This is a genomic window from Pseudomonas sp. WS 5503, from assembly GCF_012985385.1.
GTDB classification, from domain to species: domain Bacteria; phylum Pseudomonadota; class Gammaproteobacteria; order Pseudomonadales; family Pseudomonadaceae; genus Aquipseudomonas; species Aquipseudomonas paracarnis.
Window position 1 is genome coordinate 456,271 of sequence record NZ_JAAQWI010000004.1, and the last position, 23,959, is coordinate 480,229.

Consider the following 23,959-nt stretch of genomic DNA (forward strand, 5'->3'; position numbering starts at 1 on the left):
AGTCACCTTGGATGATACGTTTCATAGGCAATCCTGCGTTATCACTTTGGGCAACCGTAGCAACGTTGGAAGACTCTTGATGTACTCTGATGCAAGAAAGTAATGCTAGTAAATTTGAAGCTTAAGGACCTGCCCATGGATGTGATTTCAGCGCACCTATTTTCTACAAATCACCGTACTCAAATTGAAGCCAGCGATCACTGTGGCTGTTTTTACTGTTTAAGTGTGTTTTCGCCCTCAGAAATCACTGAGTGGGTTGATCTAGATAGCACCGCTCTGTGTCCGAAGTGCGGGATCGACTCGGTCATCGGTTCAGCATCCAGTCTGCCGATTACCCCTGCATTTCTTTCGAAAATGCACGAACACTGGTTCTAGAAGATCCTGTCATTCGAGGGCATCCCTTCAGTTTGAGATCTACAGACTAGCTTTACCTCAGTGCCGCACGTTCCTGCTAAGTATTTACACACTCTGGGCCGAAAGCAGTCGCCGCTCTCGTCATCGCAGAGGACTTTGTGCCGATGCTGAATCCCCCAATGCCATCAAGCGCCAAATTGTCGAGTCGTTGTATGTGGCTTACAACGACGCGACGAGTCATCAGGCTAACGAGTTGACGAGATGATCATCAGCCTGGGCAGGCCGCTTCGCGGTCAAGGAGTCTGGCGGTGAGGAGTACGCCCAGTTCGCTCAGTTGGTGGATGGCTAGGGCGATGTCGCGGTGTTTGCCGTTGAGGTCTTCGGACAGGTCGAGCAGCAGGGTGCTGACGCTGGTGAAGGTTTCGTAGCTGTTGGTGATGAGGGTTTCGTTGCTGGCGTTGGGGGCGACGGTGAAGAGCGTTGTTGAATCTGCTTTTGACATGAGTAGACATCCTGAGTGATGCCACCACCTTTCCGCTACTAAACAGTGGGTGGCAGCTGTACGCAGGTTAGTAGACCGGTGGATATCTAAAGCCGGCGCGCCCGAAGACGCCCTACGCACAGCCACCATCGAGCACAGACGCACTGTCTGATTGGTGACGCTCATGCACTTATAGATACCCAAATTCAGGCTACTAAACCCGATCACTGAACAATTCAGCGACCGAGCCACCTTAGAGACGGCCACCTCAGCGCACAAGCCGGCGGATTCTGACGCAGGCGTAGGCAATGGAGCAAGGTGCAGCAGGGGAATCGGATTTTGCCTTCAGGCGCTGCGTTATCGTTTGGGGTTTTCGCGAGCAAGCTCGCTCCTACAGGCGTGTTCGTCACCTCAGACGAAATTGTTAGCATTGAACGAGTTTCATATTGGAGGCAGGGATGGATGAACGATATGAGGTTCAACGGATCACCCACCTTCCGCGCCAGATACAAGCGCTGGAAAAGGAAGCCGTTGGCGAGGGTTTCAGGTTTCTCACGCGTCTGATTAACGAATGGCACTCCGGGGCAAACCGCTTTGATGCACCCGGCGAGTGTCTGATGGCGGCCTATTTGAATCAGCAATTGATAGGCATCGGCGGTCTTTCAGTTGATCCCTATGCTGACAATAACGTGGCCAGACTGCGGCGGGTTTACGTCGCAGCTTCGTCAAGGGGGCAACGCGTCGGACAGATGCTGGTAAAGGCGCTTGTTGAACGTGCCGCTCTCAGGTTTCAGGTCGTGCGTCTTTTCACGGATACGGTTGAAGGAAGCGCCTTTTATGAGCGCTGTGGCTTCAAGCGGACAGATGAGGCTCAGGCGACTCATATCATGCGGCTTGGCGGTTTTTGAGGCGATGGCTGCAATGGCAATGGCTCACTGCGTTGGGCGTGGCCGATAGCTTGTAAGTGACGGGATTGGGAGAGCAACCCCACAGCACTGCAGCATCACCGCAGCACTGTGGGGTTGCTATGACAACGCCTACACCGACCCGAAACGTACCTCCACTGACAGACTGCCCTGGTTATCGCTCAGGCCAGCCCCGTAACGCCCGGCCAGGTCGTCATTGATGCACAACTGCAACTCCCCCTGCTGGCCACGCGGCAATTGCGCCTGGTTGCCGACCAGGAACGGCGCGCCGCTGGTGCCGATACGCCCGATCAATGCGCCTTCCGCTTGACCGGGCAAGGTATAGCCGGGCTTGGCGGTCAGGCCTGGGTGGCCCGCCGCGCCGACCATCCCGGTGCCCGGGTTGGCCGTCCACTGCCCACCGGTGCACACCGCCAGTTGCCAGCTCTGTCCGTTGATCTGCACGCCGGTGCCCTGCCAGGGGTCTCTGGCCTGCACCTGCACGGTACGCTTGAGCAGATCGCTGGCGACCACGTCGGCGGCCTGGAAGGTCAGCGCGGTGATGGTCAAGGTCGGGTTGGCGGTGCCGGTGGAGGGGAACACGCCGTCGCCGACCAGGAACAGGTTGAGGTGGTCCCAGCTGCGTTGGTCCTTGTCCACCACTGAATATCTGCGGTCCGAGCCCATGCGGTAGGTGCCCATCAGGTGGCCAGCGCCGTAGAAGGCGTAGTTCTGACCGTCGTACTCGAACACGGTTTGCGAGCCGGGCTTGAGCTTGGGCTTCAGGTCGGTCAGCTCGGTGGCGCCCATCAGTTTGGTGATGATATGCGTGGCGGCCAGGCGCGCCTGCTTGAAGCCCTCCTTGGTGTATTCGGACAGTTCGTAGGCGATCTCTGGCCGAGGCAGGCCCAAGCCGTCGGTGAAATGCTTGCTACTCTCCACCCGGCACTGCGCATGCTCGGGGTCTTTCTCCACCTGCTCGATCAAGAAGGCCAAGCGGAACTGGCGGGTCAGCACGCTGTTGAGCTTCTGCACCAGCGCCACGCCGGACAATGCCTCGCTCTTGTGGTCGGCGCCGCCATTGTTGGTGCCGCCATTGTTGTCGCCGTCGATAAAATCGCAGACCGTGGTATACGGATCATTCGCCGACCAATTCCAGCCCTCGTTGCCGATCTCGATACGCCACGCGGCACGCTCGCAGCGGAACGGGCCATCGCGCATGTCTTCGATCCCCGAGGTGGACAGTGGCCCACGGAACGGGAACAACGGCTTGCCTTCAGGCATCAGGCCCCAGGCCAGGTACACCGGGTGGTCGGCCAACGACTTGCCGACCTGGCCACTGCTGTTGGCCACGCCGTTGGGGCTGTGCGGGCTGATGGAGTTGAGCAGCAGCTTGGGCGTTTCGATCGCGTGGGCGGCGATCACGTAGCGCTTGCCCTGGGCCGTGCCGTTCTGTTGCGTGCCGTTGTTCTGGTACTGGATGAAATCGATACCCGTGACCCCATTGGCATCGACCTGCACCTTGCTCGCCACACACTGGTAAAGAATACGCACGTTGCCGGTATCCAACGCCTTGGCCATGGTCACGGTGGCGTCGTATTTGGCCTGGATCGGGCAGATCGGCGTGCAGCTGGTGTTGCCGGCGCATACCCGGCGGCCGTTGTCGTTCTGCGAGTTACGCCCGGCTGGCGTTTGCCGCACGTTGAGGGTGAAGCCCTGGTACTGCGTGCCATTGATGGCCTTGCCCACGCCCTGGTCGACCAACGATGGAGGAATGCCGTGCATGCTGTATTGGTAGCCTTGGGGGAAGGTCACGCCCAGGTAGCTCTGCGACGCCACATCGGCGGACACGCACATCTCTTCCTCGGCGCGGCAGTAGGCGGTTTGCAGGTCGTCGTAGCTGATCGGCCAGTCGACCCCGACCTTGTACTTGGTCTGCATACGAAAGTCGTTGGGCAACAGGCGCAGGGCCGTGCCCATCCAGTGCCACATAGTGCCGCCGCCTACCCGCTCGTAGGTGCTGGCGAACAGTCGCGGCCCGTTCTGTACCAGGTAGCTCTTCTGCACCTTGTCCTTGTCGTCGCTGCCGGCGGTGATCAAGTCCTGGATAGTCGCTCGCGGAGCGAACTGTTTGGCCGGGGTCTGCTCGCTCTGCTCCGGTGGGTAAGGGGACTCGGGCGCCTTGAGCACGGCGGTGTAGAAACGCTCCAGGTACTCGCTGCGGTTAGGCGGTATCGCCGGGCCCGACTCAAGCACCAGCACTTTCAAGCCGGCCAGGCCCAGCTGGTAGGCCATGACGCTGCCGGCCATGCCGGCGCCCACGACGATCACGTCGGCGGTTTCGATGTTCTGGGTGTTTAGAGTGCTCATGGCTGCTGCCCTTCCTTGGCGTCGACACCGGTGAATTGCTTGAGGGTCGGTGGCTGCTCGGCCCAGTAGCCGAAGTGGTACTCGCTGTAGCCCATGGGGTGGGATTGGGCGATTTTCCACGCCCAGCTTTCCTTGTAAGCCTCGTCGGAGACTACGCGGATGTCATGCTCTTTGGCGGTGCCCTGGTCATAAGGCTGGTACCAGCTGCCAAGCAGCCACAGCTTCATGATCGAGCGGGCGCCTTTGGCGATCTGCGGGTCCGAACTGCCGAGTATGGCGCTGGCGATCTGCTCATGGGGTTGGCCTTTGATAGGGACGTACAGGTTCAGCAGTTTGCTGAACGCTTCGGTGCCCATGCCTTGCTGGGCGGTGTCGAAGAACACCGGAGGCAGGTTGATCGGGTCGACGGCAGGCGCCAGCAGCTTGGCTGACAGGCCAGTGAGCTCGGCAGACAGGTCGATGAAGTCTTGCAGGTTCGGGTCGCTCATGGCATCACTCCTTGGCACCGGTGGATTGGGCACGTTCAAGCAGAAAGGTGAAATCGGCGAAGCTGGTGCGCGGTGACTGGGTCACCCGGGTGGTCGCGTTGTTGTGGCATTCCATGCAACTGGATGAAGCCTGCGGCGTAGTGCCCTGGTTGTAGGTTTCCAGCGTGGCGTTGGCCAGGAAGTTCGGCGCAGGCGTGCCCAGCGGGTTGGTTGGCGACGGCACCTGGCAGTCATCGGCGGGGGCGGTTGGCCATTGAGTGCTGATCAGTTGGTAGTTGGCCCACACCGTACCCTTGAGCGCGCCTTGCCATTGCGCGTTGAGTTGGTGGGTTGCGGCGGTGAGCGGAATTTCCCGCACGATCTGCGAGGGCGTGGCCTTTTTCGACGGGTCCCACGGCTGCGCGGGCGGCTCGTTCACCGGGCGGTCGCTGGCCTGGGCGTTGTAGAACAGGTAGGGGCCCTTGCGCTCGTTCATGGGGGTGGTCTTTTCCGGTACGTTGCGCACGTGCTCGAAGCTTGACCACACCCACTGCGGCGCATCTTTGGTCTTGTGCACGATGTGCAGGCCGACCAGCCCGACCTTCTGCACGTTGCACGATTCGGGGATCACCGCGCCCTTGCTCGGGTCGGCGTTGCCTGGGGTGTAGACCAGCGCGTCGACGGCGTGGAAGTCCTGCGAGTTGTCGTTGCCGCCGAGCACCTTCCAGGCCGATTTGACCATGATCGCGCCGACATGCTTGTCTTGCTGCGAGCCGCAGGAGAAGGCGATGCGGTTCTCGGCCTTGGTGAAGAAAGCCTGTTGGCCTTCCTTGCTGTAGAGGCCCTTATTAACGATGTCGTCGAACATCGGCTGGTTGACCATGATCGCGTTGCGCGTGTAAGTGCCGTTCTGGTCCACCAGTGGGCCGGTCTTGAACGGCTGGATGGTCTCGTCGAGCACACCAGCAACCTTACCCATCTGCTGCAGCACGGGCAGGTCACCCTTGCCTTGGCAGGCCGGGGGTAGCGGCGACTTCTGGTTCCAGGCGACAGGCTTCTGGCCTTGGGGCAGGAAAATCTCGTAGCTCTCCTTCCACGACTCCCACACCGTCTGCCCCGGCGCGCCGATCTGCGCCGAGGTATTGGCGCTGCCGTCGGCGTTGGCGGGCCAGTTCAGCGCGACGAAGGTCTGCCACGACAGCACGTCGAAATCGTGTTGCAGGTTGTCCAGGGTGAAGGGGGCATTGGCGGTGACGTCGAAGGGAATCGCAGGTGACAGCGGCGGCGGGCTGGCCGCATCGGCCATGGCGAGCACGCTGGTGAAGCTCGCACCCAGGCACGTCAACCGTTTCAAGGTTATTTTCATTATCGTCTCCTCAGCAGATAAAGCGTCGGGACGACGAGGCGTACTGGCCCTTCATGGACCGATAGTTCAGCGTTATCCCTTACGCTAGGCTGAAGGCTAGCCGTTGCGCTTGAACCTCCAGAAATATCCGACTAAAGGTAGGGATAAGCAGGATCGCGCATAAAGTGCGGGCCTTACTCTGAATATCTCCCCACCTGTTTTTTCCAAGGCAAGTACTCCACAAAAACGACGCGGTGGGCTACTCCATCTTCCTTTACACGAAACCCTGACATTTGTTGCAGATCCAGTTGCAAGCATTGAGTTGCAAGTGCCTTTTGTAACGCCGGATCCGGGTGGAAATGTTCAGGGCGCAAATAGTTTTTTTTCAACGTGACATCGCAACGTGCGACTTGGCCCTTTGCGTTGGCAGTGAATTCGAAGCGTGCTTGGCCGAACGCATTTATTGATTGCTTGGCCACCACGTTGTCCCAGAAAAAACGGCTTTCAACAGCAGACCTCTGGTGTCTGCGTTCGTAATCAGAAATGGGTGAGGTATTACCAGAAGCTATCAAAGGTACGGTGACCTCAAAGGTGCCATCAACTGGATTCCGAAGACCTTCCGGAACGCTCTCCCAGATACTGCTCCAGCACACATCCGTGACGACATTCGTAAAGCCTGGTGGACTTCCAGCGTCCATTGGCTGCGCCTCGCAGCGCAATACGTCGCCCTGTCGATCAAGCTTCATACGTAGCTTCACGCTGCCTCGCAGTCCCTCGCCATTCGCCCAGAACACATTTTGAGCCAAGGTAGTGCCTAAAACCCTGCCATAACGCCTCTCTTCTATGCGCTTGATTTCTTCTGAGGTGAGATAAGTTGGAGCGGACTTACCACCGCTATCAACCCAGGCATCCACTCGCTGCTCGGGTGTCAACCGATGGCAACCAGAGAGGGGCACTGAACCTGCCAATAACAGCAGCATGGAGATGAGCCGACAATCGGCCCGTGATTTCATTTTAATGATGGACACTCTTGCCTTCCTTGAAATGACACAAATCGATATTTTGCCTTGAGTGCTAATAAGCGTCTTGTGCTGGTCGAGACTGTGTAAAGCGCTCTGTATCGTTTGCTGCCTACCGTAACTAACTGAATAGGGACTGAAAGTAGTCACCCGGCCTGGGAACATGATTTGGACGGCGCGTACCAATAGACTGCAGAGTCGACGTGAGCGTGTTTTTGCTTTTCAGGTATGAATGTCGTGTCGAGGGTTCCCAGCGCTATCGACACCCATTCGGCAAACTCGCCTTGAGAGCGTGACCAGAACAATGTCGAGCCGCAGTGCGTGCAAAATTCGCGTGACACCGCCTGTGAGGATGCATAGGTTCTGATGCTCGTGGCGCCGGAAAGTACTCGTAGTGCGTTACGGGGAACACTGCCGTAAGACGCGAATGCGGCTCCATGGCCTTTGCGGCATTGGCGGCAATGGCAATGGCTCACTGCTGTCGGCGTGGCGGATAGCTCGTAAGTGACGGCTGCGCATAAGCAGCTTCCTTGGTACACCTTTGTCATGCGCTTTCCAGCCATACGAAAACTTCAGCGTAACCGTCCCACTCCAGTCAGTCGACCGATAGCTGCTGGTCGATGACGCCCGTGCACATGGTGTGGACAAACCCTCAGGCTACTAAACCCGATCACTGAACAATTCAGCGCCCGAGCCACCTTAGGGGCGGCCACCCCAGCGCACAAGCTGGCATGATGGCGCAAGGTGCGGCAGGGGAATCGGATTTTGCCTTCAGGCGCTGCGTTATCGTTTGGGTTTTTCGCGAGCAAGCTCGCTCCTACAGGAGTGGGTTGTTATCAAGGTGCGGGTAGCTGGACAATAGAGGCCGACGAGCCAGCAACGAAGCACCAGATGTGCGAACGTTTGGTTCGCTCGGCTGGGCTCTACGAACTGCAAGATTACTGATCGGAAAAAAAACCAATGCTAGGGAAAGTCAGCAGTAAACATCTTGTCTGGGCCGCAGTCGCACTTTGCGCGACGCTTCTATCCGGGTGCGCGACGTCACGCTACGACGGCAAGCACGCACCGGACCCGAGTAAGGCGATCATCGTGGGTTCGGTTGGTGAGAGCTTTCCGATGATGCAGCCCCATGGGCTGGTGGTTGAGATCAAGCAACAGGGAGCCCCGGGCACCGTATTACGGCTGACGACGCTGGGCAATGAAGATGATCAGCCATCCCCCTCTGTGCTGGGCCATTACTTCATGTATGAAGTGCCGCCGGGTGAGTATGAGTACACGCAGTGGCATTACGTGTATTACGCGGGTAAGTCGATGCCGCGGCCGGTGCCTGCGGTTTTCTCGGTGAAGGCCGGGGAAACTCTCTATATCGGTGATCTGCGCGTCGATGCCCTGCGCTTTTGCCTGTCCAACGTGAACAATGCCGATGACACGGTGCAGGCGCTCAAGCGCAAGTACCCGATGCTCAAGGACCGGAACATCGTGAATCTGACGCCGAAGAGTGGTTTTGCGCCTTGGCCGAGTTCTGATGCCACTGACTTCGGTAAAGGGCTGTGCACGATTTGAAGCTGGTACCGGTGACAGTCATCGACCCCGACGCCCATTGATCCACGTTCAAGGAATTCATACATGAAGCGCTCTACGCTACTCTGGGCCAGCCTGTTCGCAGGCATGGTCTCACTGACCGGTTGCATCAGCGGTCCGGACCTCAAAGGCCAACCGTTCTTCACGTCACCGGCTGAACCTCGTGCGGATGAGGCGACGGTTTACTTTTATCGCACGGCGGCGAGCATCGGTGGCGGGGTCGCCCCGACTATTCAGGTCGATGGCCGCACTATCGGCAGCTTGCCTTCCGGTAGTTTTTTCAAGGCCGGCATTCCCGCCGGCAAGCACAGCGTTGCCTCCACCTCGCCACCGATCATCAGCGGTATGGTTAACCAGCGTTTCGATATCACCGTCGAGAATGGCAAGGTGTATTACATCGCCGATCAACTCAGCACTTCTGACTACAAGGATGGGCAGACCTTGGGTGAAGTCGACGGCCGTCGTTTCAGCGGAACAATGTTTTACTCGCGCTATGCGCTTGTGCCTGCCGAGGAAGCGCTGCGTTCTATCAAGTGGTGCCAGGAGCTGCCGGCAACCGCACGGTAACCACCCGCCCAACATCATCCAAAGCCAACTTGCCAACAGAGAAGAACCCCACAATACCGCGGCATTGTGGGGTTGTTAGCCGTCGCGCTTGAACCCCTAGAAAAAGCTAGGGGTAAGCAGGAACGCTCAGTGGATGGATAGTCCGGGGGCGATGTCGAGGAGATGAAGGCGGGGCCTTCATCAAGCGCCAGGTTGGCCCCCGGCGGCATCAGTAAGTGCGTGCCTCTTCTCGGCTGGATGGGGCAGCGTTGCGCTCGAATAACCTATGCGAAAACTCCAGCACCGCCAGCAACAATTGAACGGCACCCAGCACCAGCAGGAAAGGTGAAGCGCCACTGCTGACGGCCACTACCTGCACTACCACTACGATTACGCGTAGCAGGGCGCTGAGACGGGCATGTTCGCGGGTAGGGGCTCGCCAACGTACAACGCCCCATACAAGGTATGCCCAGGCGCCGATGTTGAGCAGGAACATAGCCGTGGGGTCGAGCGCCGAGAAGTGGCTGTCGAAGCCCAGTTGCAGATCAACCCATTGGATCAGTGCATAGGCCCAGACGGACACGATCGGCAAGGCGAAGGGAGCCATCGCGAGAATGTCGTACGCAGCGCCGGCACGTACGATTTTTTCATGGGTGGATTGGGTCATTGCGGGTCTCCTCCTGGAGTGGCTGGTTCAACAAGTCGCGGATTTCCTGGAACTCACCCGATTTCAGTCCAAGATGATGGCGCTCGGCCAAGACCTGAACGATATGCGCAGCGCGGGATTCTGCGTCGACGATGTAGCCGGGCACTGCCGCCCGTTGGCGGAGTGCGACAAGGTCACTGAAGCGTTCATCCGCCGCCATGATGGTCTTCGCCACCGTCGTCTGGACGTTGCAGAGCCCCAGCACGGCAAAGAATGTGTGTGGGTTTTCCAGGTGATAGATTTTTGCCAGAGCGTTCAGCGCCGCCTTGGAGACCGAATATGAGAGCATCCCGGCCCGTTGGCGCAGTGCCGAAATCGATGATGAAAACACCACGGTGCCGGGAGGTTGCGTCGCACTCAGCAGGATATCCAGGACCATTTTCACCGCGCCCAGGTTAAGCGCCAGGACGCTGTTGAACTCCTGCATCGAGGTTTGCGTGGCCAGTTGTGGAGGGCTGCCGAACCGACCCGCATTCAGGTAGACGGTGTCTACCGGGGCAGGGGAGCGCGACAGCAACGCCTGTAAGGTTGCCGGGGCGCGGTCGATATCGGTCAAGTCGCACCTGAGGAAGTGAAAGCGCTCCTGTGACGGGATGTTGGCCGCAGGATTGCGTGATACCGCGAGCACCTCGTCGCCCCTGGCCAAGTGGTAACGTGCCAGAGCGTTGCCGATACCGGTGCTCACACCGGTGATCAATATGCTAGCCATGATTGCCCCTAGAATTTGCCGATGTGATAGCCGCCATCGGCACTGAGCACCGAGCCGGTGATGTAGCTGGATCTGCGGCTCAACAAAAACACGATCGCGTCGGCGATTTCCTCTGGATGGGCAAAGCGTTTCATGGCGGTCACGTCACGTTTGCGCTGGGTGTTTTCCGGATGGGCCGCCAGCCGTTCCGCAGAGTTCATACCGCCCAGTGTCGGCCCGGGCGCTACAGCGTTGACGCGTACGGCAAAACCGGATTCGCTGTCGCAGGCATTCTCCATGGCGGCGACCTGCGTCAAGGCATTGAGCGCGGTCTTGCTGGCGACGTAGGCGGCCTGATTGGCCATAGGCATCACGCCCGCGCACGAAGACACATTGACGATCGCTCCATCGGGGTACTGGCTGATCAGTTCCAGTTCTTTTTGCAGGCAGTAAAAGGGGCCGTTCAGGTTGGTGTGGATGACCCTGTCCCAATCCTGCGGTGCGCTGGTCGCGATCGGTGCGTAGGGGGCGGTAATGCCGGCGTTGTTGATTGCAAAGTGCAACTGATCCACCTCGCCATCCACCGTCGCGAATGCCGCGGCTACCGACGTGTGCGACGCCACATCGCAAAAGATGAACTGCGCCGAAGCCCCCAGTATCTCTAGAGCGGCGTCGGCCTTTTGCTGGTTCCTGCTCATCAGGAACAGGCGTGCGCCCGCTTTGGCCAGTTGTTTTGCCACCGCCAGGCCGATGCCGCTGGCACCGCCGGTAATGACGATGTTCTTGTCTTGAAATTCCATGTTATTGATTTCCGTAGTGGATGTGAGCGGGACGCTTGTAGTGCTCATTCACGCAGCAATACACCCGGTCGAGTTGCGGGTTGCTCTTGTCCCGAAAGCAGTTACCGTCAAACCGGCATTGCTGAACCTTGTCTTCATGGCCGGCGAGCGACTTGCTGATCAGGTCGTTATCGGCGAAGAGGGCTCGGCTCATACCGATCAGGTCACAGTGACCCAGCCGCAGTTGATTTTCTGCTTCCTGCAGGGAGCCAATGAAACCGGCATAGCCGACCGGCAGCGAGGTGAATGACTTGATCAGGCGTACCCCTTCGACGAACTGTTGCTGAATGCTCGGATGGGCAGACAGCATGTAGCGGAAGGTTTCCTTGATGGTGATCGAGCACATGATTGCCGAGGTCCCCGCGTTTTCCAGGGCCGCCACCACATCCTGGAGCAGTTCCGGTTGCTGCCCGTTGGCGCCTACGCAATCATCAATGCCCAGGCGCACGGAAACCTCCAGCTCTCCTGCGGTAACCCTGTGAATGCGGTCGATGACTTCCAACAGAAACCGCGCTCGCTTGAGCGGGCTGCCGCCGTAAGCGTCATGGCGATGGTTGGTCCAGGGCGATAGAAAACTGCTCAGCAGGTAGCCGTTGGAGGCCTGAAGCTGGACCATCCTGGCGCCGGCCTGTCTGGCTCGCAGAGCCGCTTGAGCAAACTGATCGCAAACGGCGTCGATGTCCTCGACACTCATCTCCAATGCCTCGGCACCACGGCTGCCGGATAACGCACTGCGGCTCGGGCAAAGCAGCGGTTGGCCGCTGATCTGTGTGCCACCTTGGGCGCCGTAATGCTGAAGTTGCACTACCACTGGACAGTCCCGCTGGCGACCGTACTCCACCAGCGGCGCGAGCTTTTCCACGTTGGCATGGCTGTGCAGGCACAGGCCACGCGCATGCAGACGCGTGGAGGGCGCTATGGAGGAGTTGCCCAGCACCACCATGGCGCAGCCACCGTCGATCACATGGTGATAGAAACTGAGCATTTCCTCGGACAGCGAACCGTCCGAGGTGGCCAGGTCGATGCCCATCGGCGCGAAGTACACGCGGTTTTTCAGCGAAACGCCCTGACCGATCATCAGTGGGCGTTGTGATAACTCATAGCTCATGGGCGCAGGATCCTCATGCCACGATTTGCTCGGGGGCCAGAGGGTCAGGTGAGGAGCCAGCATTCCATTGCATCTGCCCGGCAAAGAAGCAGTGGCACTTGATCGTTTCACGCAGTTCGCTGGCCTGGCTCTTGGATAGCTTGTCGAACACCAGCACGCGCTGGTCGGGTTCGCCGGTGGAGCAAGTCGAAGCAACGGGCAGGCTGAGGAAGCCACCCCCTTCGATATACAGCGATACGGTCGTGACCGTGCTCCAATTGATGCCTTCGGCCTGGTGAGTCACCAGCACGCCCAGTACCGAGAGCAGGCTCAGCCTGGCTTGCAGCGCACTGTCGGCGTGATGCACGAGGATGTTCTTGGGCAAGCGATCTGAAGGGGTGAACCAGTGATCCTGAGGGTAGTTCAACGAACGCATGCGTTTGAACAGCGGTAACTTGATCACTGCGCCTTGCAGCCAGAGACGCGATACCAGCCGGCCGTTCTGATAGAAGTTTGCGCACTTGTCGATGGACTTGGGTTGCGATCGCTTCAGGCCGTGGGTCTGTTGCACCACGACTTCGACCTCGTAAGCCGATTCGGTGTAGGCGTTGAAGGAAATGCGCAAGTCTTCGATGGAAATGGAAACCGCACCGCGCTGATGGCCCAAGTAGTTGTAGACGTAGTGGTACATGGCTTGCCTGGCCACTTCGATCAACATCAGGCCCGGCACATGTTCGTGCTGCTTGTTGTAGAAGTAGTAATTCTTGGTGTCGTTGATCAACAGGTAAGAGCCCTGCCTGGCCTTGTCCCACTGCGCGAGCGCCTCAAGGCATTCGATCATGCGCATTACTTGGTCGGGCGGTATGTGGGCATCACCGCCTTGAAAATGCTGGGCCAGGTAGCGTTGGGCCTGGTGGGGGATGAATTCAGCCGTGAGGATGAAGTGGTCGTCGCACTCGGTATAGAAGTCAGCCAGGCGGATCTCGAAGGTGGAGAGTGTGCCGGCCTGTTCCGCACTGAGGGTCAGGGGCAGATGGCGCAGCACATACCGGCCGTCTTGGGCACGGTACAGCTGTTTGAAGAGGTCCTGATCCTGGGGGTTGCCAGCCAGTATGTCGGCACCGATCGAAGCACTGAGAAAGCTGGGCAGAATCAGCCTGGGTCGACCGATCAATACATCCCTGGGTGTGTCTTTGTGCAACAGATGAGGGTCAATTGAGTCTGCGCTGTTCATGAGTTGCGATCTCCAAGTGAGCGAGTTGGGGAATGTAGGGGGAGACGGGACAGCAAACGCTTGATGATGAGCCCATGCACCGGCGCCACCGGCAACATGTACAGGCGGCCGAACGTGTTGAAGGTCTTGACGGAGGTGGTGATATGCAGGCAACGCGGTTGCGTGAGAGGTGTATCGATCGAGACCATGACCGCCAGGTGGGTATCGCGTGAGGTCAGTACCAGCTTCTGTGCGCTGATGGCTTCGATGGTAAAGAAATCGAGCTTTTCGCCGACCCCCGGGGCGCATTGGGGGGTGACACCCGAGAACCCGCCGATCCGCTCGACGTGAAAGTGCTGCGAGATGCTGTCGCGCAACCTGAACGCGCCTTTGAGCCACGCGGGCGTCGCGGCGGTCATCTGGCAGTACAGTTCCAGTGGCGTGGCTTGGGTGTCGATGAGTGCGCTGGCAGAGTGCAGAAAACCCAGCTCGTTGCGCGCGGCCACCAGGCTGGCGCACGGGGGGATCTGGTTATTTGACGTCTTCATGCGTGAGGGCACCTTATTGCAGCAGCGCGATTTGTGCCTGCTCGGCCTGCAACAGCATGTTCTCGTAGAGTTGGTCGGCGCTGGCCTGGTCCTCAATCACTTGTGCGGCGACATTCCGAGCGGTGACGTCGATTGATTCGTCATCGATGAACACCGATTCGTAAATCCCGACTACAGGCAGGTAGATGCCTTTGACGTACGCCACCGTCTGTTGCAAAGGCCTGAGCAATTCATCCAGGGTGTAGCGGTTGAACCCGCCGGCGCGGTAGCCGGTGGAGGGCGCACCCACTGTGGTGATGATCATGAATTCCTTGTCTTTGAGCTTGTCGCCGCCGCGTGCGTAGGCATAGCCGGGGGTGAAGACTTCATCGATCCACTGTTTCATGATTGCCGGGCAGGAATACCAGTACAACGGAAACAGCAACACGATGCGGTCATGGGCATTGAGCAATGCCTGCTCTGCACCCATATCGAACCCGGTGGGCGTCACCGCGCTGGCCAGGCTATGGACCTTGACGCCACGCTGGCTGATCTTGCCCATGATCGCGGTATTGACGCGGGAAACCGAAAGATCAGGATGGCCAGAAATGACAATGACTTTTTTCATGTAGATCGTGTGTCCCATTTATAGTCGGTTGGAATGCCGATGCAGCGTTATTTAAGAGCAGGCGCCTGAGGTTGTAACCTAACCTTTTGGGGAGTCGGCTCGGCCGACTTGCCCGCAGCGGCAGGCCATTTGCGCTGCTTCAGGCCACTTCTCGATCAGCCAGGCAGGGCGGCACACTGATCCAGTTGGCCATGATCTTGTGCCCGTCGATCACGGTGAGCTTGCCCTCGCAATGAGCGTCGAAACCCGCGTTGCGCAACAAGCGGGTAATTCCCGGCGGCGATACCGTGATCAATTGGCGAACCTTGTGGCAAGCGGCGACCTTGAGCACTTCATGCAGCAGCGCCACGGCGTTGGGCGATGACAGGGAGTGGCCCGTGAAGGTCTGTTGTTGCAGGTCGACGGCGGCAAACCGGGAGATTTCCCAGATGTGCGCAGAATGAGGGAGTGCCTGGCCACCCAGCACCTGGGGGAACACTTCCTTGAGCAGATAGGGCTTGTGCGTGGGCAGCAGCCGCGCCACACCGACGATGTGCGGGCCTTGACGGGCGATTACGTACACCGTGTCGTCGCGGTCAAATTGGTCCAGTTCCTCACCGACCGCACAGTCCAGATGCCACCCAAGTTTTTCGACAAATACGCGATAGCGATACAGCAACAGGGCCTGCCACAGTTCGGTCGGTAATGTCAGGCGCGTACCCGTGGTTATATACATGAGGAACCCTCGGCAAAAAAACGAGGGGCCATTCGGCAGAATAATCGAGCACTTAGGTACTGCTCTTTTGGGCAGGTGTGTCGTGAGGGTGCGCGTATTATTGTTGTTGTTGTTCACACTGAGCGGCATTAACGCATCAGGGGGGCGCCAATCAGGTGTGTGTCAGACGAGCAAGCCCAGTGAAGTGGCGCGCACGACGGTAGCGGTGCAGTTATGCACGCCCAGTTTCGAGCCTGCATTGCGCAGGTGAAACTTGATGGTTTCCCGCGATAGCGAGAGGATCAAACCGATCTCGTGGGCGGTCTTGCCGTCGGCTGCCCACTTGAGCACTTCACATTCACGCTGCGACAGGGTTTTTTCCTGCGGTAACTGCCAGTGCGGCGTCAGCACGCGCAAGAACCCCTGATGAGCGACGTGCACCAAAAACCGCATGTATTTTTGATTGGCGGCAAGCTCTTGGGCCGTAATAGGGTCATTGGAGCGCGCCAGTGTCAGCATGCCGCCGCTGCCGCGGCCGTCCAGGCAGGATTGCGCCCAACCATGGGCCAGCCCGGCGCCACGGGCTTCTTCCCACATCTGCGGGTTTTGCCGGGTCATTTGCTCGTCCCAGACAATCGGTATCGTCGATTTTGTGCAGTGCTGTACCGTCGGGTCCACGGCGATGTATTTGCAGTGGGCGTAGCGTTGTCGCCATGAAGGCAAAAAATTATTGCTCATCACGATTTTAGGGCGGGTGACGGGGATAGGGATTCGGATTCCATAGGCGCAATAGTCGAACCCCAGGTGTTTTGCCGTGCTGACGATCCGAGCCAACAATTCAGCTTCGGTTCGGGCATTGTCGATCGTGTCCAGCACATCATCCATCCACTTCACTGTCATTCTCCTTGAATTGACCTTTACGCTCTATCTGCGCCGAAAACGATGACGGCACTACGCCGGTGTCATCAACGACGTGGGTTTAGATGCTCGGCGTTAAAGTTAGACACATTTATGCAGCGCTCTCGGCCTTCATACTTTTGGCGCGAGAAGGCGTTGCAGGTATCGCGATACGCACCTTTAAGAGTGAGCGGTGGGGCGTGCAAGGGGCGAACTCCATTTAGCCGGTGTCCTGATCAATTTCAGCGGGGGCAGCTGAGATAAGGCGTGTAAGGGTAGTGCTGCGTAAAGTTGCTTTACAAGCAAGTGGGGGCATTCTTCATGTTGGTTTCATTTGTTCGGCTTCGCCCTGAGTTGTACGCAGGGCGCGAGGTGATTTCGTCAAACTCCTGATTCGTTTCGGTGTTAAAGCCCGCGCCTACAGAAGTGACATGTTGGGGTGGTATTGTTGCGCCAGATTATGGAGGACTGAACATGACATTGACGGTCGACACCCTGCTCGAATTGGCCATGGCCAACCCTATCAATGCGCAACTCACCGCGCGCTTGCCGGATCTGGGTGTGCAGCAGTGCATGCTCACGGCGGGCTGTTTGTTCCAGGCGGTGTGGAACCATCAGGCGAATCTGCCGGCGGCTCAGGGCGTGAAGGATTACGACGTTTTTTACTTTGACGAGGACCTGTCCTACGAGGCGGAAGACGCGGTAATTCGTGCGGCGCAGGGGCTGTTCCAAGACCTGGGGGTGAATGTGGAGGTCAGGAATCAGGCGCGGGTGCACCTTTGGTATGGTCAGCGGTTTGGCCGGCCTTACCCGCAGTTGCATTCGGCTCGGCAGGGGGTTGACCGTTACCTGGTGGCGGGCACGTGCATTGCGCTGGATATCGCTTGCGGTGAGGTGTATGCGCCTTATGGATTGGAAGATGTGGAGCAGGGGGTGTTGCGTATCAACCCTTTGCATCCGGAGCCGGAGCTGTTTTTGCACAAGGCCAGGAGTTATCAGGCGCGTTGGCCGTGGCTCAAGATAGTCGAGCCGGGCTGAGCCCCAATGCTGTAGGAGCGAGCTTGCTCGCGAAAATCGTTAACGATAATGCGTGCTTTCAGATTAAACGCGGCGCCCGTGAGTTTTTCGCGAGCAAGCTCGCTCCTACAGTAACGTGCCGAGTAGGCCGCAACTTATCACTACCAGCCATGGCGGCAGTTTCCACACCATCAGCGCGACCAGTGCTAGTAGCGCCAACGCCACGTCATACCCGTTGAAAATCGCGCTGGTCCACACCGGCTGGTACAGCGCCGCCAACAACAGGCCAACCACCGCCGCGTTTACTCCGGCCAGCGCCGCCTGGGTCCGCGGGCTGCTGCGCAGGTTGGCCCAGAAGGGCAAGGCGCCGAAGATCAGCAGGAACGACGGGGCGAAGATCGCCAGCAGCGCGATCACTCCGCCAAACCAACCGCTCGGGGCGTGGGTCATGGAGGCGCCGAGGAAGGCGGCGAAGGTGAACAGCGGGCCGGGCACGGCCTGGGTGGCGCCGTAACCGGCGAGGAAGACGTCATTGCTGACCCATTGGCTGGGCACCACTTCGGCTTGCAGCAACGGCAGCACCACGTGGCCGCCGCCGAATACCAGCGCACCGGTGCGGTAGAAGGCGTCCACCAGCGCCAGTGTGGGGTTGAGCGCCCATGTGGCGAGGAGTGGTAAACCCACCAGCAACAACAAAAACAGCATCAACCACAGGGCTCCGGCGCGGCGGCTGATGGCGATGGGCAGGGCGTCGGGCTCGGCACTGCTCTCGGGCTTGAACAACAGCAGGCCAGCCACGCCTGCGACCACCATGACCCCGACCTGAGCCCAGGCGGAGGGTTGCAGCACCACCACGCAGGCGGCGATCAACATCAACGCCACCCGTAAAACGCCTCGGCACAGGTTGCGCGCCATGCCCCACACGGCCTGGGCCACCACGGCTACGGCGACCACCTTGAGGCCGTGCAGCGCGCCAGGGGGCAGGGCGCTGCCGTAGTGGGCCAGCCCCAGGGCAAACAGGATCAGGGCGATGGCCGACGGCAAGGTGAACCCGGCCCAGGCTGCCGCCGCGCCCCGGTAACCTGCGCGGGACAGGCCCAACGCGATACCGACCTGGCTGCTGGCCGGGCCTGGGAGGAACTGGCACAGCGCGACCAGTTCGGCATAGCTGCGCTCGCTGAGCCAGCGGCGGCGGGTGACGAACTCTTGGCGAAAATAACCCAGGTGCGCAATCGGCCCGCCGAAGGAGGTGAGGCCCAGGCGCAGGAAGATCAGGAACACTGACCAGGGGCGGCTGCGGTGATCGGCAAGCTGGGGCAAGGGGATGTCTCGGGCAACGGTGCTGGATGTTGCCGACCATAACCAATTTTCATGACGCGTAGAAGCGCGGGTATTTTGCCGCCCCCATTGAATTTATCCGCGGTTGTTCGAGTCACTTAAAAGCAGTGTACTGTTTTCCATCCACTGGACCTCAAGGACCGACCATGATCTTTTTCATCTTCCTGCTCGCCTGCGGCGCCGCCGCCAGCACTGGCGTGATCTTCAAACCCGGCGCCTGGTACGAATCCCTGGTCAAGCCCAGCTTCACCCCGCCTAATTGGCTGTTCCCGGTGGCATGGACGATCATCTACCTGCTGTTGGCCTGGGCCGGTTACCGCTTGACCCTGATCCCCGGCAGCGAAATGGTGTTGGCCCTGTGGGCGGCGCAGATTGCGTTGAATACCCTGTGGACGCCGGTGTTCTTTGGTGCCCATCGTTTGTTCGCCGGGATGGTAATTATCGTGCTCTTGTGGCTCACCGTGGCAGCGATGGTGGTGCTGGCCGTTCGCCTGGATTTGATCACCGGCCTGATCCTGTTCCCGTACCTGGTGTGGCTGTGCGTGGCCGCGGCGTTGAACTTCTCGATCCTGCGTAATAATCGCTGATGGCCTACCAGCATTGGCCCGCCAGCGAGCCCGAACTGGCCCAGATGCGCCGCTTCAATCGCAAACTGGCGTGGATGCCGCGCTTCAAGGTCCGCAACCGCGTGATGCCGCGTCTGATCCAGGCGCTGCTGCGTGCCAGCCAGACCTTCAAGAAGGCGCCGCTGGCGGAACGCAAAATGCTCGGGGCGATCCCCTTGCGCATCCTGCGCCCCGCTGGCCCGCCAAGAGGCGTGGTGCTGGATATCCACGGCGGTGGCTGGGTGATCGGTAATGCGCAAATGGATGACGACCTTAACCTTGGCATGGTCAACGCGTGCGACGTGGCGGTGGTGTCGGTGGATTATCGGCTGGCGGTGGATACGCCGATCGAAGGGCTGCTGGATGACTGCCTGACGGCTGCGCGCTGGCTTTTGGCGGACTGCCCGGAGTTTGCCGGCCTGCCGGTGTTTTTTGTCGGTGAGTCGGCCGGCGGGCACCTGGCGGCGGCCACTTTGTTGGCGCTCAAGCAATGGCCCGAGTTGCTCCAGCGGGTAAGCGGTGCGGTGTTGTATTACGGCGTCTACGATTTGACCGGCACCCCCAGCGTGCGCACGGCCGGGCCGGACACCTTGTTGCTGGACGGGCCGGGCATGGTTCAGGCGCTGCGCCTGCTGACGCCGGGGATCAGCGACGAGACGCGCCGACAGCCACCATTGTCGCCCTTGTATGGGGACTTTGAGGGGCTGCCGCCAGCGTTGATGTTCGTGGGCGAACTGGACCCGCTCAAGGATGACACCCTGCTGATTGCCGAGCGATGGCCAACGGTGGAGGCTCATTTGCTGCCGGAAGCGGCCCATGGGTTTATTCACTTTCCGGTGGCGATGGCTGATCGCGTGTTGGCTTACGCTCGCCAGTGGATAACGAGCCGCATCCTTGGCGATGAGCGTTAGTATCGAGGCGGTGCAGGCCGCTGACATTCCCCAGGTGCTGAGCTTTGCTTTGCAGGCGCGTGATGAACTGTTTCCCACGCTCAGTGCCACCGGTGTCCCCCACGATCTGGCGCAGTTTGAAGCCATCTACCTTGAGGGCGGCGGGCGGTTTTTGATTGCTCGTGCCGAAGGCAGGATCGTTGCCTCGGTGGCTTATCGGCCCTACGACGGCCGCTTCCCGCAGTTGAACTACCAGGGGCGCAAGACAGTGGAAGTGGTGCGCCTGTATGTGCTCCCGGCTGTGCGACGCTTGGGCCTGGCGGGCCGGTTATACCGCTCGCTGGAAGCGCTGGCGCGGGCCGATGGCGTAGAGGTGATGTACCTGCACACCCATCCGTTTCTGCCCGGTGCGATTGATTTCTGGCAGCGGCAGGGGTTCGAGGTGGTGGATGTCGAGGCCGACCCGATCTGGCAAACCACCCATATGCACCAACTTCTGTAGGAGCGAGCTTGCTCGCGAAAAACGTCAACGATAACGCGTGTTTTCTGAATGAACGCGGCGCCTGGAAGTTTTTCGCGAGCAAGCTCGCTCCTACAGGTTCAGTTGGAGCGCAGGCGCAGGATTTGCGCGCCGTCGAACGGGTCCGTCAGGTAATGCCCCTGCACCCCGAAGGTCTCCTGCAAGCGCTGTGGCGTCAGCACCTCCAGCGGCGCGCCCAGCGCCACCAGTTGCCCGCGATCCAGCACGGCCAGGCGATCACAGGTCAACGCCTGGTTCAGATCATGCAGCGCAATCAAGGTGGTCACGGGCAAGCCTTGCACGCCTTTGAGAATTGCCAGTTGATGCTGGATATCCAGGTGATTGGTCGGCTCATCCAGCAACAAAATCTTTGGGCGTTGCGCCAGGGCGCGGGCGATGTGCACGCGCTGGCGTTCGCCACCCGAGAGGCTGCGCCAGGCGCGTTGGCTCAGGTGGGTGGCGTCTACGTCATGCAGGGCCTGGTGCACGATGGCGTCGTCTTCACGCGACCACGGGCTCAATGCCGACAGCCACGGTGTGCGGCCCAGGGCCACGGCGCCGAACACGCGGATGGCGTCGTCGGTGTCGGCCTGTTGCTCCACAACCGCCAATTGCTGCGCGATGGTGCGGCGCGACAACTCACCGAGCCGCTTGCCACCCAGGCGAACTTCGCCGCTGGCCGGCACACGTAATCCGGCCAGCAATTTGAGCAGGGTGGATTTGCCTGAACCGTTGGGCCCGACGATACCGAGGGTTTCACCCAACTGCACGTCGAGGTCAATGTCTCGCAGCAACTGCGCGTCGCGCACTTTGAAGCCCAGGCCGCGGCAACTGAGTACGCTCATCGGGCATTCCTCCGGCCGATCAGGATCAGCGCAAACACCGGCGCGCCCACCAATGCGGTGACCACACCCACCGGAATCACCTGGCCCTTGATCAAGGTGCGCGACAGCACGTCTGCAGCGATCAAAAACAGCGCGCCACCCAAGGCACTGGCTGGCAGCAAACGCGAATGCCCGGTGCCAAGCAACAGGCGCACCGCATGGGGAATCACCAGGCCGACAAACCCGATGGAGCCGACGATAGACACCATCACCGCCGTTACCAACGCGGCGCAGGCCACCAGCACAAATTGCACGCGGCGCACCGGGATGCCGAGGGAGGCTGCGGAGTCGCTGCCGAAGGTGAACGCATCCAGTGCACGCCGGTGCCACAGGCACACCGCGAGCCCCACGACCGCCACCGGCACCGCCAACCACACCGACGGCCAGCGCACGCCGCTGAGGTTGCCCAGCAGCCAGAACATAATGCCGCGGGCTTGTTCGGAGCTGGCCGACTTGGTGATCAGGAACGCGGTCAGGGCATTGAACAACTGTGAACCGGCGATGCCCGCGAGGATAATCTGCCCGGTGCCGCTGGACGATCCACTGGCTCGTGCGAGCAGAGTCACCAGCGCAAAGGCCGCCATCGCCCCCACAAACGCGCCCGCCGACAACGACACCAGGCCACCGCCCACGCCTATCAAGGCCACGAGTACCGCACCGGTTGACGCGCCGGCGCTGATGCCCAGCAGGTACGGGTCGGCCAGCGGGTTACGCAGCAGCGATTGCAGGATCACGCCGCACGTCGCCAACCCTGCGCCGCAAGCTGCGGCCACCAATGCACGGGTGAGGCGGTAGTTCCACACCACGCCTTCGTCGATGGGGTCCAGTGCATAGCTGGCGCCCCAGAGTTTATTGGCGAGCACCTGCAGCACCACCTGCGGTTCGATGGCGGTTTCACCGATGGCGACGCCAGCGAGCAGGGCGAGCAGCAGCAACGCCAGGGCGAGTAGGGTGCGCATCATTGGCCTAGGTGGTAGCCGTCAATGGCGGCCGCCAGTTGTTCAAGGCCCTCGAAGGTGCGCAGGCTCGCCTGCAAGGCCAGAGCGTCGAGGATGATGATGCGGTTGTTCTTCACCGCGTCCATGTTGCGGGTCACGGGGTCGCTGCGCAGGAAGGCGAGTTTCTTTTCATGGTCGTCGGCCGGGTAGCGACGGCGATCCATGCGTGCGATCACCAGGAAGGTGGGATTGGCCTTGGCGATGGTTTCCCAGCCGACGGCAGGCCACTCCTCATCGGACTGCACCACGTTACGCAAGCCAAGGGTTTGCAGCATGAATTGCGGCACGCCTTTGTGGCCGGCTACGTAAGGGTCGCTGGCCATTTCGGCGCTGGAAAACCACACCAGTGCGCTGGCTTGCTGCAAGCCCTTGCCCTGGGCCGTGGCGACGGACTTGGCCAGGCGCGCCTTGAGTTCGTCGGTCAGTTGTTGGCCGCGATCCTGCACGTCGAAAATCTGCGCCAGTTGCTGGAGGCTCTGGTAGATCGTCTCGATGCGAAAGGGCTCCAATCGCGTGCCGTCGGCGCCGACCAGGTTGTCCTTGCCTTCGCAATCGGACGGCAACAGGTAGGTGGGGATCTTCAGTTCATGAAACTGCTCACGGGTACCGACCACGCCTTGGGGGCCCACCACCCATTCCAGCTCGGCGGCCACCAGTTGCGGGCGCTTGGCGAGTACGGCTTCGAAGCTGGGCTCGTTGTTGGCCAGGCGCTCGATGTGATCGTCCTGGGCCTTGTACTGCGCCGCCACGTTGTTGAACCACAGCGAAGTGCCGACCACCTTGTCGCCCACGCCCAGGGCATACAGCATCTCGGTGGCGGCCTGGCCGATGGTGACGCTGCGGGCGGGGGCGTGCTGGAAGGTCAGGGTGCTGCCGCAGTTTTGCAGGGTCAGCGGGTACTGAGTGGGCGCGGCTTGCGCCAGGGCACACATACCCAAGCCTGCGATCAGGGCGGTAACGCGTGGCAGCATGAGGCGATCTCCTTGTGAACCGTAGGTGCAGCAGGGGAGGTACGGCTCGGAAATACGCCCATGGAGGCTGCTGATGCGCAGGGCCAGGATGTCCTTCCCGGACACCCCGCCGGTTGGTTAATTAGCTGGGCCGGCAGGTCTCCTGACTGATGCGTCGTCGCCATGCCCCGCCTTCCCGGACGTGGTCCAGTGGCATTCAAGGGCAGGCTCGGCATCTACAGTTGCGGGGGCAGTTTCGTTTCACGTCGCGTGCGGCGTTTCGAATTCCCTGTTAGTCCCATACGGGAACCGGCGGCGGTATGGTAAGCGATCACCCCCTGTAGGAGCGAGCTTGCTCGCGAAGGTCGCTAACGATAACGCGGGGAGCCTGATGCGCCGCGGCGTTCTCA

Annotated in this window: 26 protein-coding genes and 1 riboswitch; of the genes, 7 read left to right on the forward strand and 19 right to left on the reverse strand. The window is 60.1% G+C overall.

Going from position 1 to position 23,959, the window contains the following annotated elements; genetic code table 11:
- Positions 1-622: 622 nt before the first annotated feature.
- Positions 623-856 (reverse strand): DUF6124 family protein, encoded by a 234-nt coding sequence (locus HBO10_RS13990; RefSeq protein ID WP_034126203.1) that lies wholly within the window; start codon positions 854-856, stop codon positions 623-625.
- Positions 857-1,293: 437 nt separating this feature from the next.
- Between HBO10_RS13990 and HBO10_RS13995 the strand changes: the two genes are divergently transcribed.
- Positions 1,294-1,743, forward strand: a complete 450-nt coding sequence (locus HBO10_RS13995; protein WP_034126204.1) for a GNAT family N-acetyltransferase — start codon at positions 1,294-1,296, stop codon at positions 1,741-1,743.
- Between the two features lie 129 nt (positions 1,744-1,872).
- Here HBO10_RS13995 and HBO10_RS14000 read toward each other — a convergent pair whose 3' ends face one another.
- The 5 genes from HBO10_RS14000 to HBO10_RS14020 all read right to left on the reverse strand — a co-directional run bounded on the left by HBO10_RS14000 (position 1,873) and on the right by HBO10_RS14020 (position 7,489).
- The gene (locus HBO10_RS14000; RefSeq protein WP_034126205.1) at positions 1,873-4,110 is read right to left on the reverse strand and encodes a GMC family oxidoreductase; all 2,238 of its coding nucleotides are present in this window, start codon (positions 4,108-4,110) and stop codon (positions 1,873-1,875) included.
- On the reverse strand, positions 4,107-4,598 hold the full coding sequence (locus tag HBO10_RS14005) for a sorbitol dehydrogenase (protein WP_034126206.1): 492 nt from the start codon (positions 4,596-4,598) through the stop codon (positions 4,107-4,109). The genes HBO10_RS14000 and HBO10_RS14005 overlap by 4 nt, the downstream gene beginning before the upstream one ends.
- A 4-nt stretch (positions 4,599-4,602) precedes the next feature.
- Positions 4,603-5,943 carry a hypothetical protein gene (locus HBO10_RS14010; RefSeq protein ID WP_034126207.1) on the reverse strand — a complete coding sequence of 447 codons (1,341 nt, stop codon included), beginning with the start codon at positions 5,941-5,943 and terminating at the stop codon, positions 4,603-4,605.
- Positions 5,944-6,116: 173 nt separating this feature from the next.
- Entirely contained in the window at positions 6,117-6,950 is an 834-nt protein-coding gene (locus HBO10_RS14015) for a hypothetical protein (RefSeq protein WP_034126208.1), read from the reverse strand.
- A 137-nt stretch (positions 6,951-7,087) separates the two neighbouring features.
- Complete coding sequence (locus HBO10_RS14020) at positions 7,088-7,489, reverse strand: GFA family protein (protein ID WP_080757738.1); 402 nt, start codon at positions 7,487-7,489, stop codon at positions 7,088-7,090.
- Between the two features lie 541 nt (positions 7,490-8,030).
- Here HBO10_RS14020 and HBO10_RS14025 point away from each other — a divergent pair.
- Together HBO10_RS14025 and HBO10_RS14030 are read left to right on the forward strand one after the other, a co-directional pair.
- Positions 8,031-8,504, forward strand: coding sequence for a hypothetical protein (locus HBO10_RS14025; RefSeq protein ID WP_230633832.1), 474 nt, complete (start codon positions 8,031-8,033; stop codon positions 8,502-8,504).
- Between the two features lie 63 nt (positions 8,505-8,567).
- Positions 8,568-9,089 carry a DUF2846 domain-containing protein gene (locus HBO10_RS14030; protein ID WP_034126210.1) on the forward strand — a complete coding sequence of 174 codons (522 nt, stop codon included), beginning with the start codon at positions 8,568-8,570 and terminating at the stop codon, positions 9,087-9,089.
- 208 nt (positions 9,090-9,297) lie between these two features.
- Here HBO10_RS14030 and HBO10_RS14035 read toward each other — a convergent pair whose 3' ends face one another.
- From HBO10_RS14035 to HBO10_RS14075, 9 genes are all read right to left on the reverse strand, one after another.
- Positions 9,298-9,735 carry a hypothetical protein gene (locus HBO10_RS14035; protein ID WP_034126211.1) on the reverse strand — a complete coding sequence of 146 codons (438 nt, stop codon included), beginning with the start codon at positions 9,733-9,735 and terminating at the stop codon, positions 9,298-9,300.
- Entirely contained in the window at positions 9,716-10,483 is a 768-nt protein-coding gene (locus HBO10_RS14040) for an SDR family NAD(P)-dependent oxidoreductase (RefSeq protein WP_052199938.1), read from the reverse strand. The genes HBO10_RS14035 and HBO10_RS14040 overlap by 20 nt, the downstream gene beginning before the upstream one ends.
- Positions 10,484-10,491: 8 nt before the next feature.
- Complete coding sequence (locus HBO10_RS14045) at positions 10,492-11,262, reverse strand: SDR family oxidoreductase (RefSeq protein WP_034126212.1); 771 nt, start codon at positions 11,260-11,262, stop codon at positions 10,492-10,494.
- A gap of 1 nt (position 11,263) precedes the next feature.
- Positions 11,264-12,409, reverse strand: coding sequence for an NADPH dehydrogenase (locus HBO10_RS14050; RefSeq protein WP_034126213.1), 1,146 nt, complete (start codon positions 12,407-12,409; stop codon positions 11,264-11,266).
- Positions 12,410-12,422: 13 nt separating this feature from the next.
- Positions 12,423-13,622: an AfsA-related hotdog domain-containing protein gene (locus HBO10_RS14055; protein WP_052199939.1), complete on the reverse strand. Its 1,200-nt coding sequence runs from the start codon at positions 13,620-13,622 to the stop codon at positions 12,423-12,425.
- Entirely contained in the window at positions 13,619-14,149 is a 531-nt protein-coding gene (locus HBO10_RS14060) for a DUF2867 domain-containing protein (protein ID WP_034126214.1), read from the reverse strand. Before HBO10_RS14060 ends, HBO10_RS14055 begins: the two co-directional genes overlap by 4 nt.
- Before the next feature lie 13 nt (positions 14,150-14,162).
- Complete coding sequence (locus HBO10_RS14065; protein ID WP_052199940.1) at positions 14,163-14,756, reverse strand: NAD(P)H-dependent oxidoreductase; 594 nt, start codon at positions 14,754-14,756, stop codon at positions 14,163-14,165.
- Positions 14,757-14,895: 139 nt separating this feature from the next.
- Positions 14,896-15,471, reverse strand: coding sequence for an acyl-homoserine-lactone synthase (locus HBO10_RS14070; protein ID WP_034126215.1), 576 nt, complete (start codon positions 15,469-15,471; stop codon positions 14,896-14,898).
- Between the two features lie 162 nt (positions 15,472-15,633).
- Positions 15,634-16,350 (reverse strand): LuxR family transcriptional regulator, encoded by a 717-nt coding sequence (locus HBO10_RS14075; RefSeq protein WP_054898586.1) that lies wholly within the window; start codon positions 16,348-16,350, stop codon positions 15,634-15,636.
- A 471-nt stretch (positions 16,351-16,821) separates the two neighbouring features.
- Here HBO10_RS14075 and HBO10_RS14080 point away from each other — a divergent pair, with 471 nt between their 5' ends.
- The gene (locus HBO10_RS14080; protein ID WP_034126216.1) at positions 16,822-17,385 is read left to right on the forward strand and encodes a nucleotidyltransferase family protein; all 564 of its coding nucleotides are present in this window, start codon (positions 16,822-16,824) and stop codon (positions 17,383-17,385) included.
- A 105-nt stretch (positions 17,386-17,490) separates the two neighbouring features.
- Here the strand turns inward: HBO10_RS14080 and chrA are convergent, their stop codons facing one another.
- Positions 17,491-18,684, reverse strand: coding sequence for a chromate efflux transporter (gene chrA, locus HBO10_RS14085; RefSeq protein WP_034126217.1), 1,194 nt, complete (start codon positions 18,682-18,684; stop codon positions 17,491-17,493).
- A 164-nt stretch (positions 18,685-18,848) separates the two neighbouring features.
- On the opposite strand from chrA, the gene HBO10_RS14090 reads away from it, so the two are divergent.
- From HBO10_RS14090 to HBO10_RS14100, 3 genes are read left to right on the forward strand one after another with little or no spacing between them, the layout of a single operon-like run.
- Positions 18,849-19,289 (forward strand): TspO/MBR family protein, encoded by a 441-nt coding sequence (locus HBO10_RS14090; protein WP_034126218.1) that lies wholly within the window; start codon positions 18,849-18,851, stop codon positions 19,287-19,289.
- The gene (locus tag HBO10_RS14095; RefSeq protein ID WP_034126219.1) at positions 19,289-20,218 is read left to right on the forward strand and encodes an alpha/beta hydrolase; all 930 of its coding nucleotides are present in this window, start codon (positions 19,289-19,291) and stop codon (positions 20,216-20,218) included. The genes HBO10_RS14090 and HBO10_RS14095 overlap by 1 nt, the downstream gene beginning before the upstream one ends.
- Positions 20,208-20,699 (forward strand): GNAT family N-acetyltransferase, encoded by a 492-nt coding sequence (locus HBO10_RS14100; protein ID WP_034126220.1) that lies wholly within the window; start codon positions 20,208-20,210, stop codon positions 20,697-20,699. The genes HBO10_RS14095 and HBO10_RS14100 overlap by 11 nt, the downstream gene beginning before the upstream one ends.
- A gap of 98 nt (positions 20,700-20,797) precedes the next feature.
- Here the strand turns inward: HBO10_RS14100 and HBO10_RS14105 are convergent, their stop codons facing one another.
- The 3 genes from HBO10_RS14105 to HBO10_RS14115 are packed head-to-tail and all read right to left on the reverse strand — an operon-like array spanning position 20,798 to position 23,570.
- Complete coding sequence (locus tag HBO10_RS14105) at positions 20,798-21,562, reverse strand: ABC transporter ATP-binding protein (protein WP_034126221.1); 765 nt, start codon at positions 21,560-21,562, stop codon at positions 20,798-20,800.
- Entirely contained in the window at positions 21,559-22,563 is a 1,005-nt protein-coding gene (locus tag HBO10_RS14110) for an iron ABC transporter permease (RefSeq protein ID WP_034126222.1), read from the reverse strand. The genes HBO10_RS14105 and HBO10_RS14110 overlap by 4 nt, the downstream gene beginning before the upstream one ends.
- Positions 22,560-23,570, reverse strand: a complete 1,011-nt coding sequence (locus tag HBO10_RS14115; RefSeq protein ID WP_034126223.1) for an ABC transporter substrate-binding protein — start codon at positions 23,568-23,570, stop codon at positions 22,560-22,562. Before HBO10_RS14115 ends, HBO10_RS14110 begins: the two co-directional genes overlap by 4 nt.
- A gap of 114 nt (positions 23,571-23,684) precedes the next feature.
- A riboswitch (cobalamin riboswitch) is annotated at positions 23,685-23,878 on the reverse strand.
- Positions 23,879-23,959 lie beyond the last annotated feature (81 nt).

Bases quoted from the DNA above. Each gene is read 5' to 3' on its own strand.
- HBO10_RS13990 (WP_034126203.1), bottom strand. From the start codon at position 856: ATGTCAAAAGCAGATTCAACAACGCTCTTCACCGTCGCCCCCAACGCC.
- HBO10_RS13995 (WP_034126204.1), top strand. From the start codon at position 1,294: ATGGATGAACGATATGAGGTTCAACGGATCACCCACCTTCCGCGCCAG.
- HBO10_RS14000 (WP_034126205.1), bottom strand. From the start codon at position 4,110: ATGAGCACTCTAAACACCCAGAACATCGAAACCGCCGACGTGATCGTC.
- HBO10_RS14005 (WP_034126206.1), bottom strand. From the start codon at position 4,598: ATGAGCGACCCGAACCTGCAAGACTTCATCGACCTGTCTGCCGAGCTC.
- HBO10_RS14010 (WP_034126207.1), bottom strand. From the start codon at position 5,943: ATGAAAATAACCTTGAAACGGTTGACGTGCCTGGGTGCGAGCTTCACC.
- HBO10_RS14020 (WP_080757738.1), bottom strand. From the start codon at position 7,489: ATGACAAAGGTGTACCAAGGAAGCTGCTTATGCGCAGCCGTCACTTAC.
- HBO10_RS14030 (WP_034126210.1), top strand. From the start codon at position 8,568: ATGAAGCGCTCTACGCTACTCTGGGCCAGCCTGTTCGCAGGCATGGTC.
- HBO10_RS14035 (WP_034126211.1), bottom strand. From the start codon at position 9,735: ATGACCCAATCCACCCATGAAAAAATCGTACGTGCCGGCGCTGCGTAC.
- HBO10_RS14040 (WP_052199938.1), bottom strand. From the start codon at position 10,483: ATGGCTAGCATATTGATCACCGGTGTGAGCACCGGTATCGGCAACGCT.
- HBO10_RS14045 (WP_034126212.1), bottom strand. From the start codon at position 11,262: ATGGAATTTCAAGACAAGAACATCGTCATTACCGGCGGTGCCAGCGGC.
- HBO10_RS14050 (WP_034126213.1), bottom strand. From the start codon at position 12,409: ATGAGCTATGAGTTATCACAACGCCCACTGATGATCGGTCAGGGCGTT.
- HBO10_RS14055 (WP_052199939.1), bottom strand. From the start codon at position 13,622: ATGAACAGCGCAGACTCAATTGACCCTCATCTGTTGCACAAAGACACA.
- HBO10_RS14060 (WP_034126214.1), bottom strand. From the start codon at position 14,149: ATGAAGACGTCAAATAACCAGATCCCCCCGTGCGCCAGCCTGGTGGCC.
- HBO10_RS14065 (WP_052199940.1), bottom strand. From the start codon at position 14,756: ATGAAAAAAGTCATTGTCATTTCTGGCCATCCTGATCTTTCGGTTTCC.
- HBO10_RS14070 (WP_034126215.1), bottom strand. From the start codon at position 15,471: ATGTATATAACCACGGGTACGCGCCTGACATTACCGACCGAACTGTGG.
- HBO10_RS14075 (WP_054898586.1), bottom strand. From the start codon at position 16,350: ATGACAGTGAAGTGGATGGATGATGTGCTGGACACGATCGACAATGCC.
- HBO10_RS14080 (WP_034126216.1), top strand. From the start codon at position 16,822: ATGACATTGACGGTCGACACCCTGCTCGAATTGGCCATGGCCAACCCT.
- HBO10_RS14090 (WP_034126218.1), top strand. From the start codon at position 18,849: ATGATCTTTTTCATCTTCCTGCTCGCCTGCGGCGCCGCCGCCAGCACT.
- HBO10_RS14095 (WP_034126219.1), top strand. From the start codon at position 19,289: ATGGCCTACCAGCATTGGCCCGCCAGCGAGCCCGAACTGGCCCAGATG.
- HBO10_RS14100 (WP_034126220.1), top strand. From the start codon at position 20,208: ATGAGCGTTAGTATCGAGGCGGTGCAGGCCGCTGACATTCCCCAGGTG.
- HBO10_RS14105 (WP_034126221.1), bottom strand. From the start codon at position 21,562: ATGAGCGTACTCAGTTGCCGCGGCCTGGGCTTCAAAGTGCGCGACGCG.
- HBO10_RS14110 (WP_034126222.1), bottom strand. From the start codon at position 22,563: ATGATGCGCACCCTACTCGCCCTGGCGTTGCTGCTGCTCGCCCTGCTC.
- HBO10_RS14115 (WP_034126223.1), bottom strand. From the start codon at position 23,570: ATGCTGCCACGCGTTACCGCCCTGATCGCAGGCTTGGGTATGTGTGCC.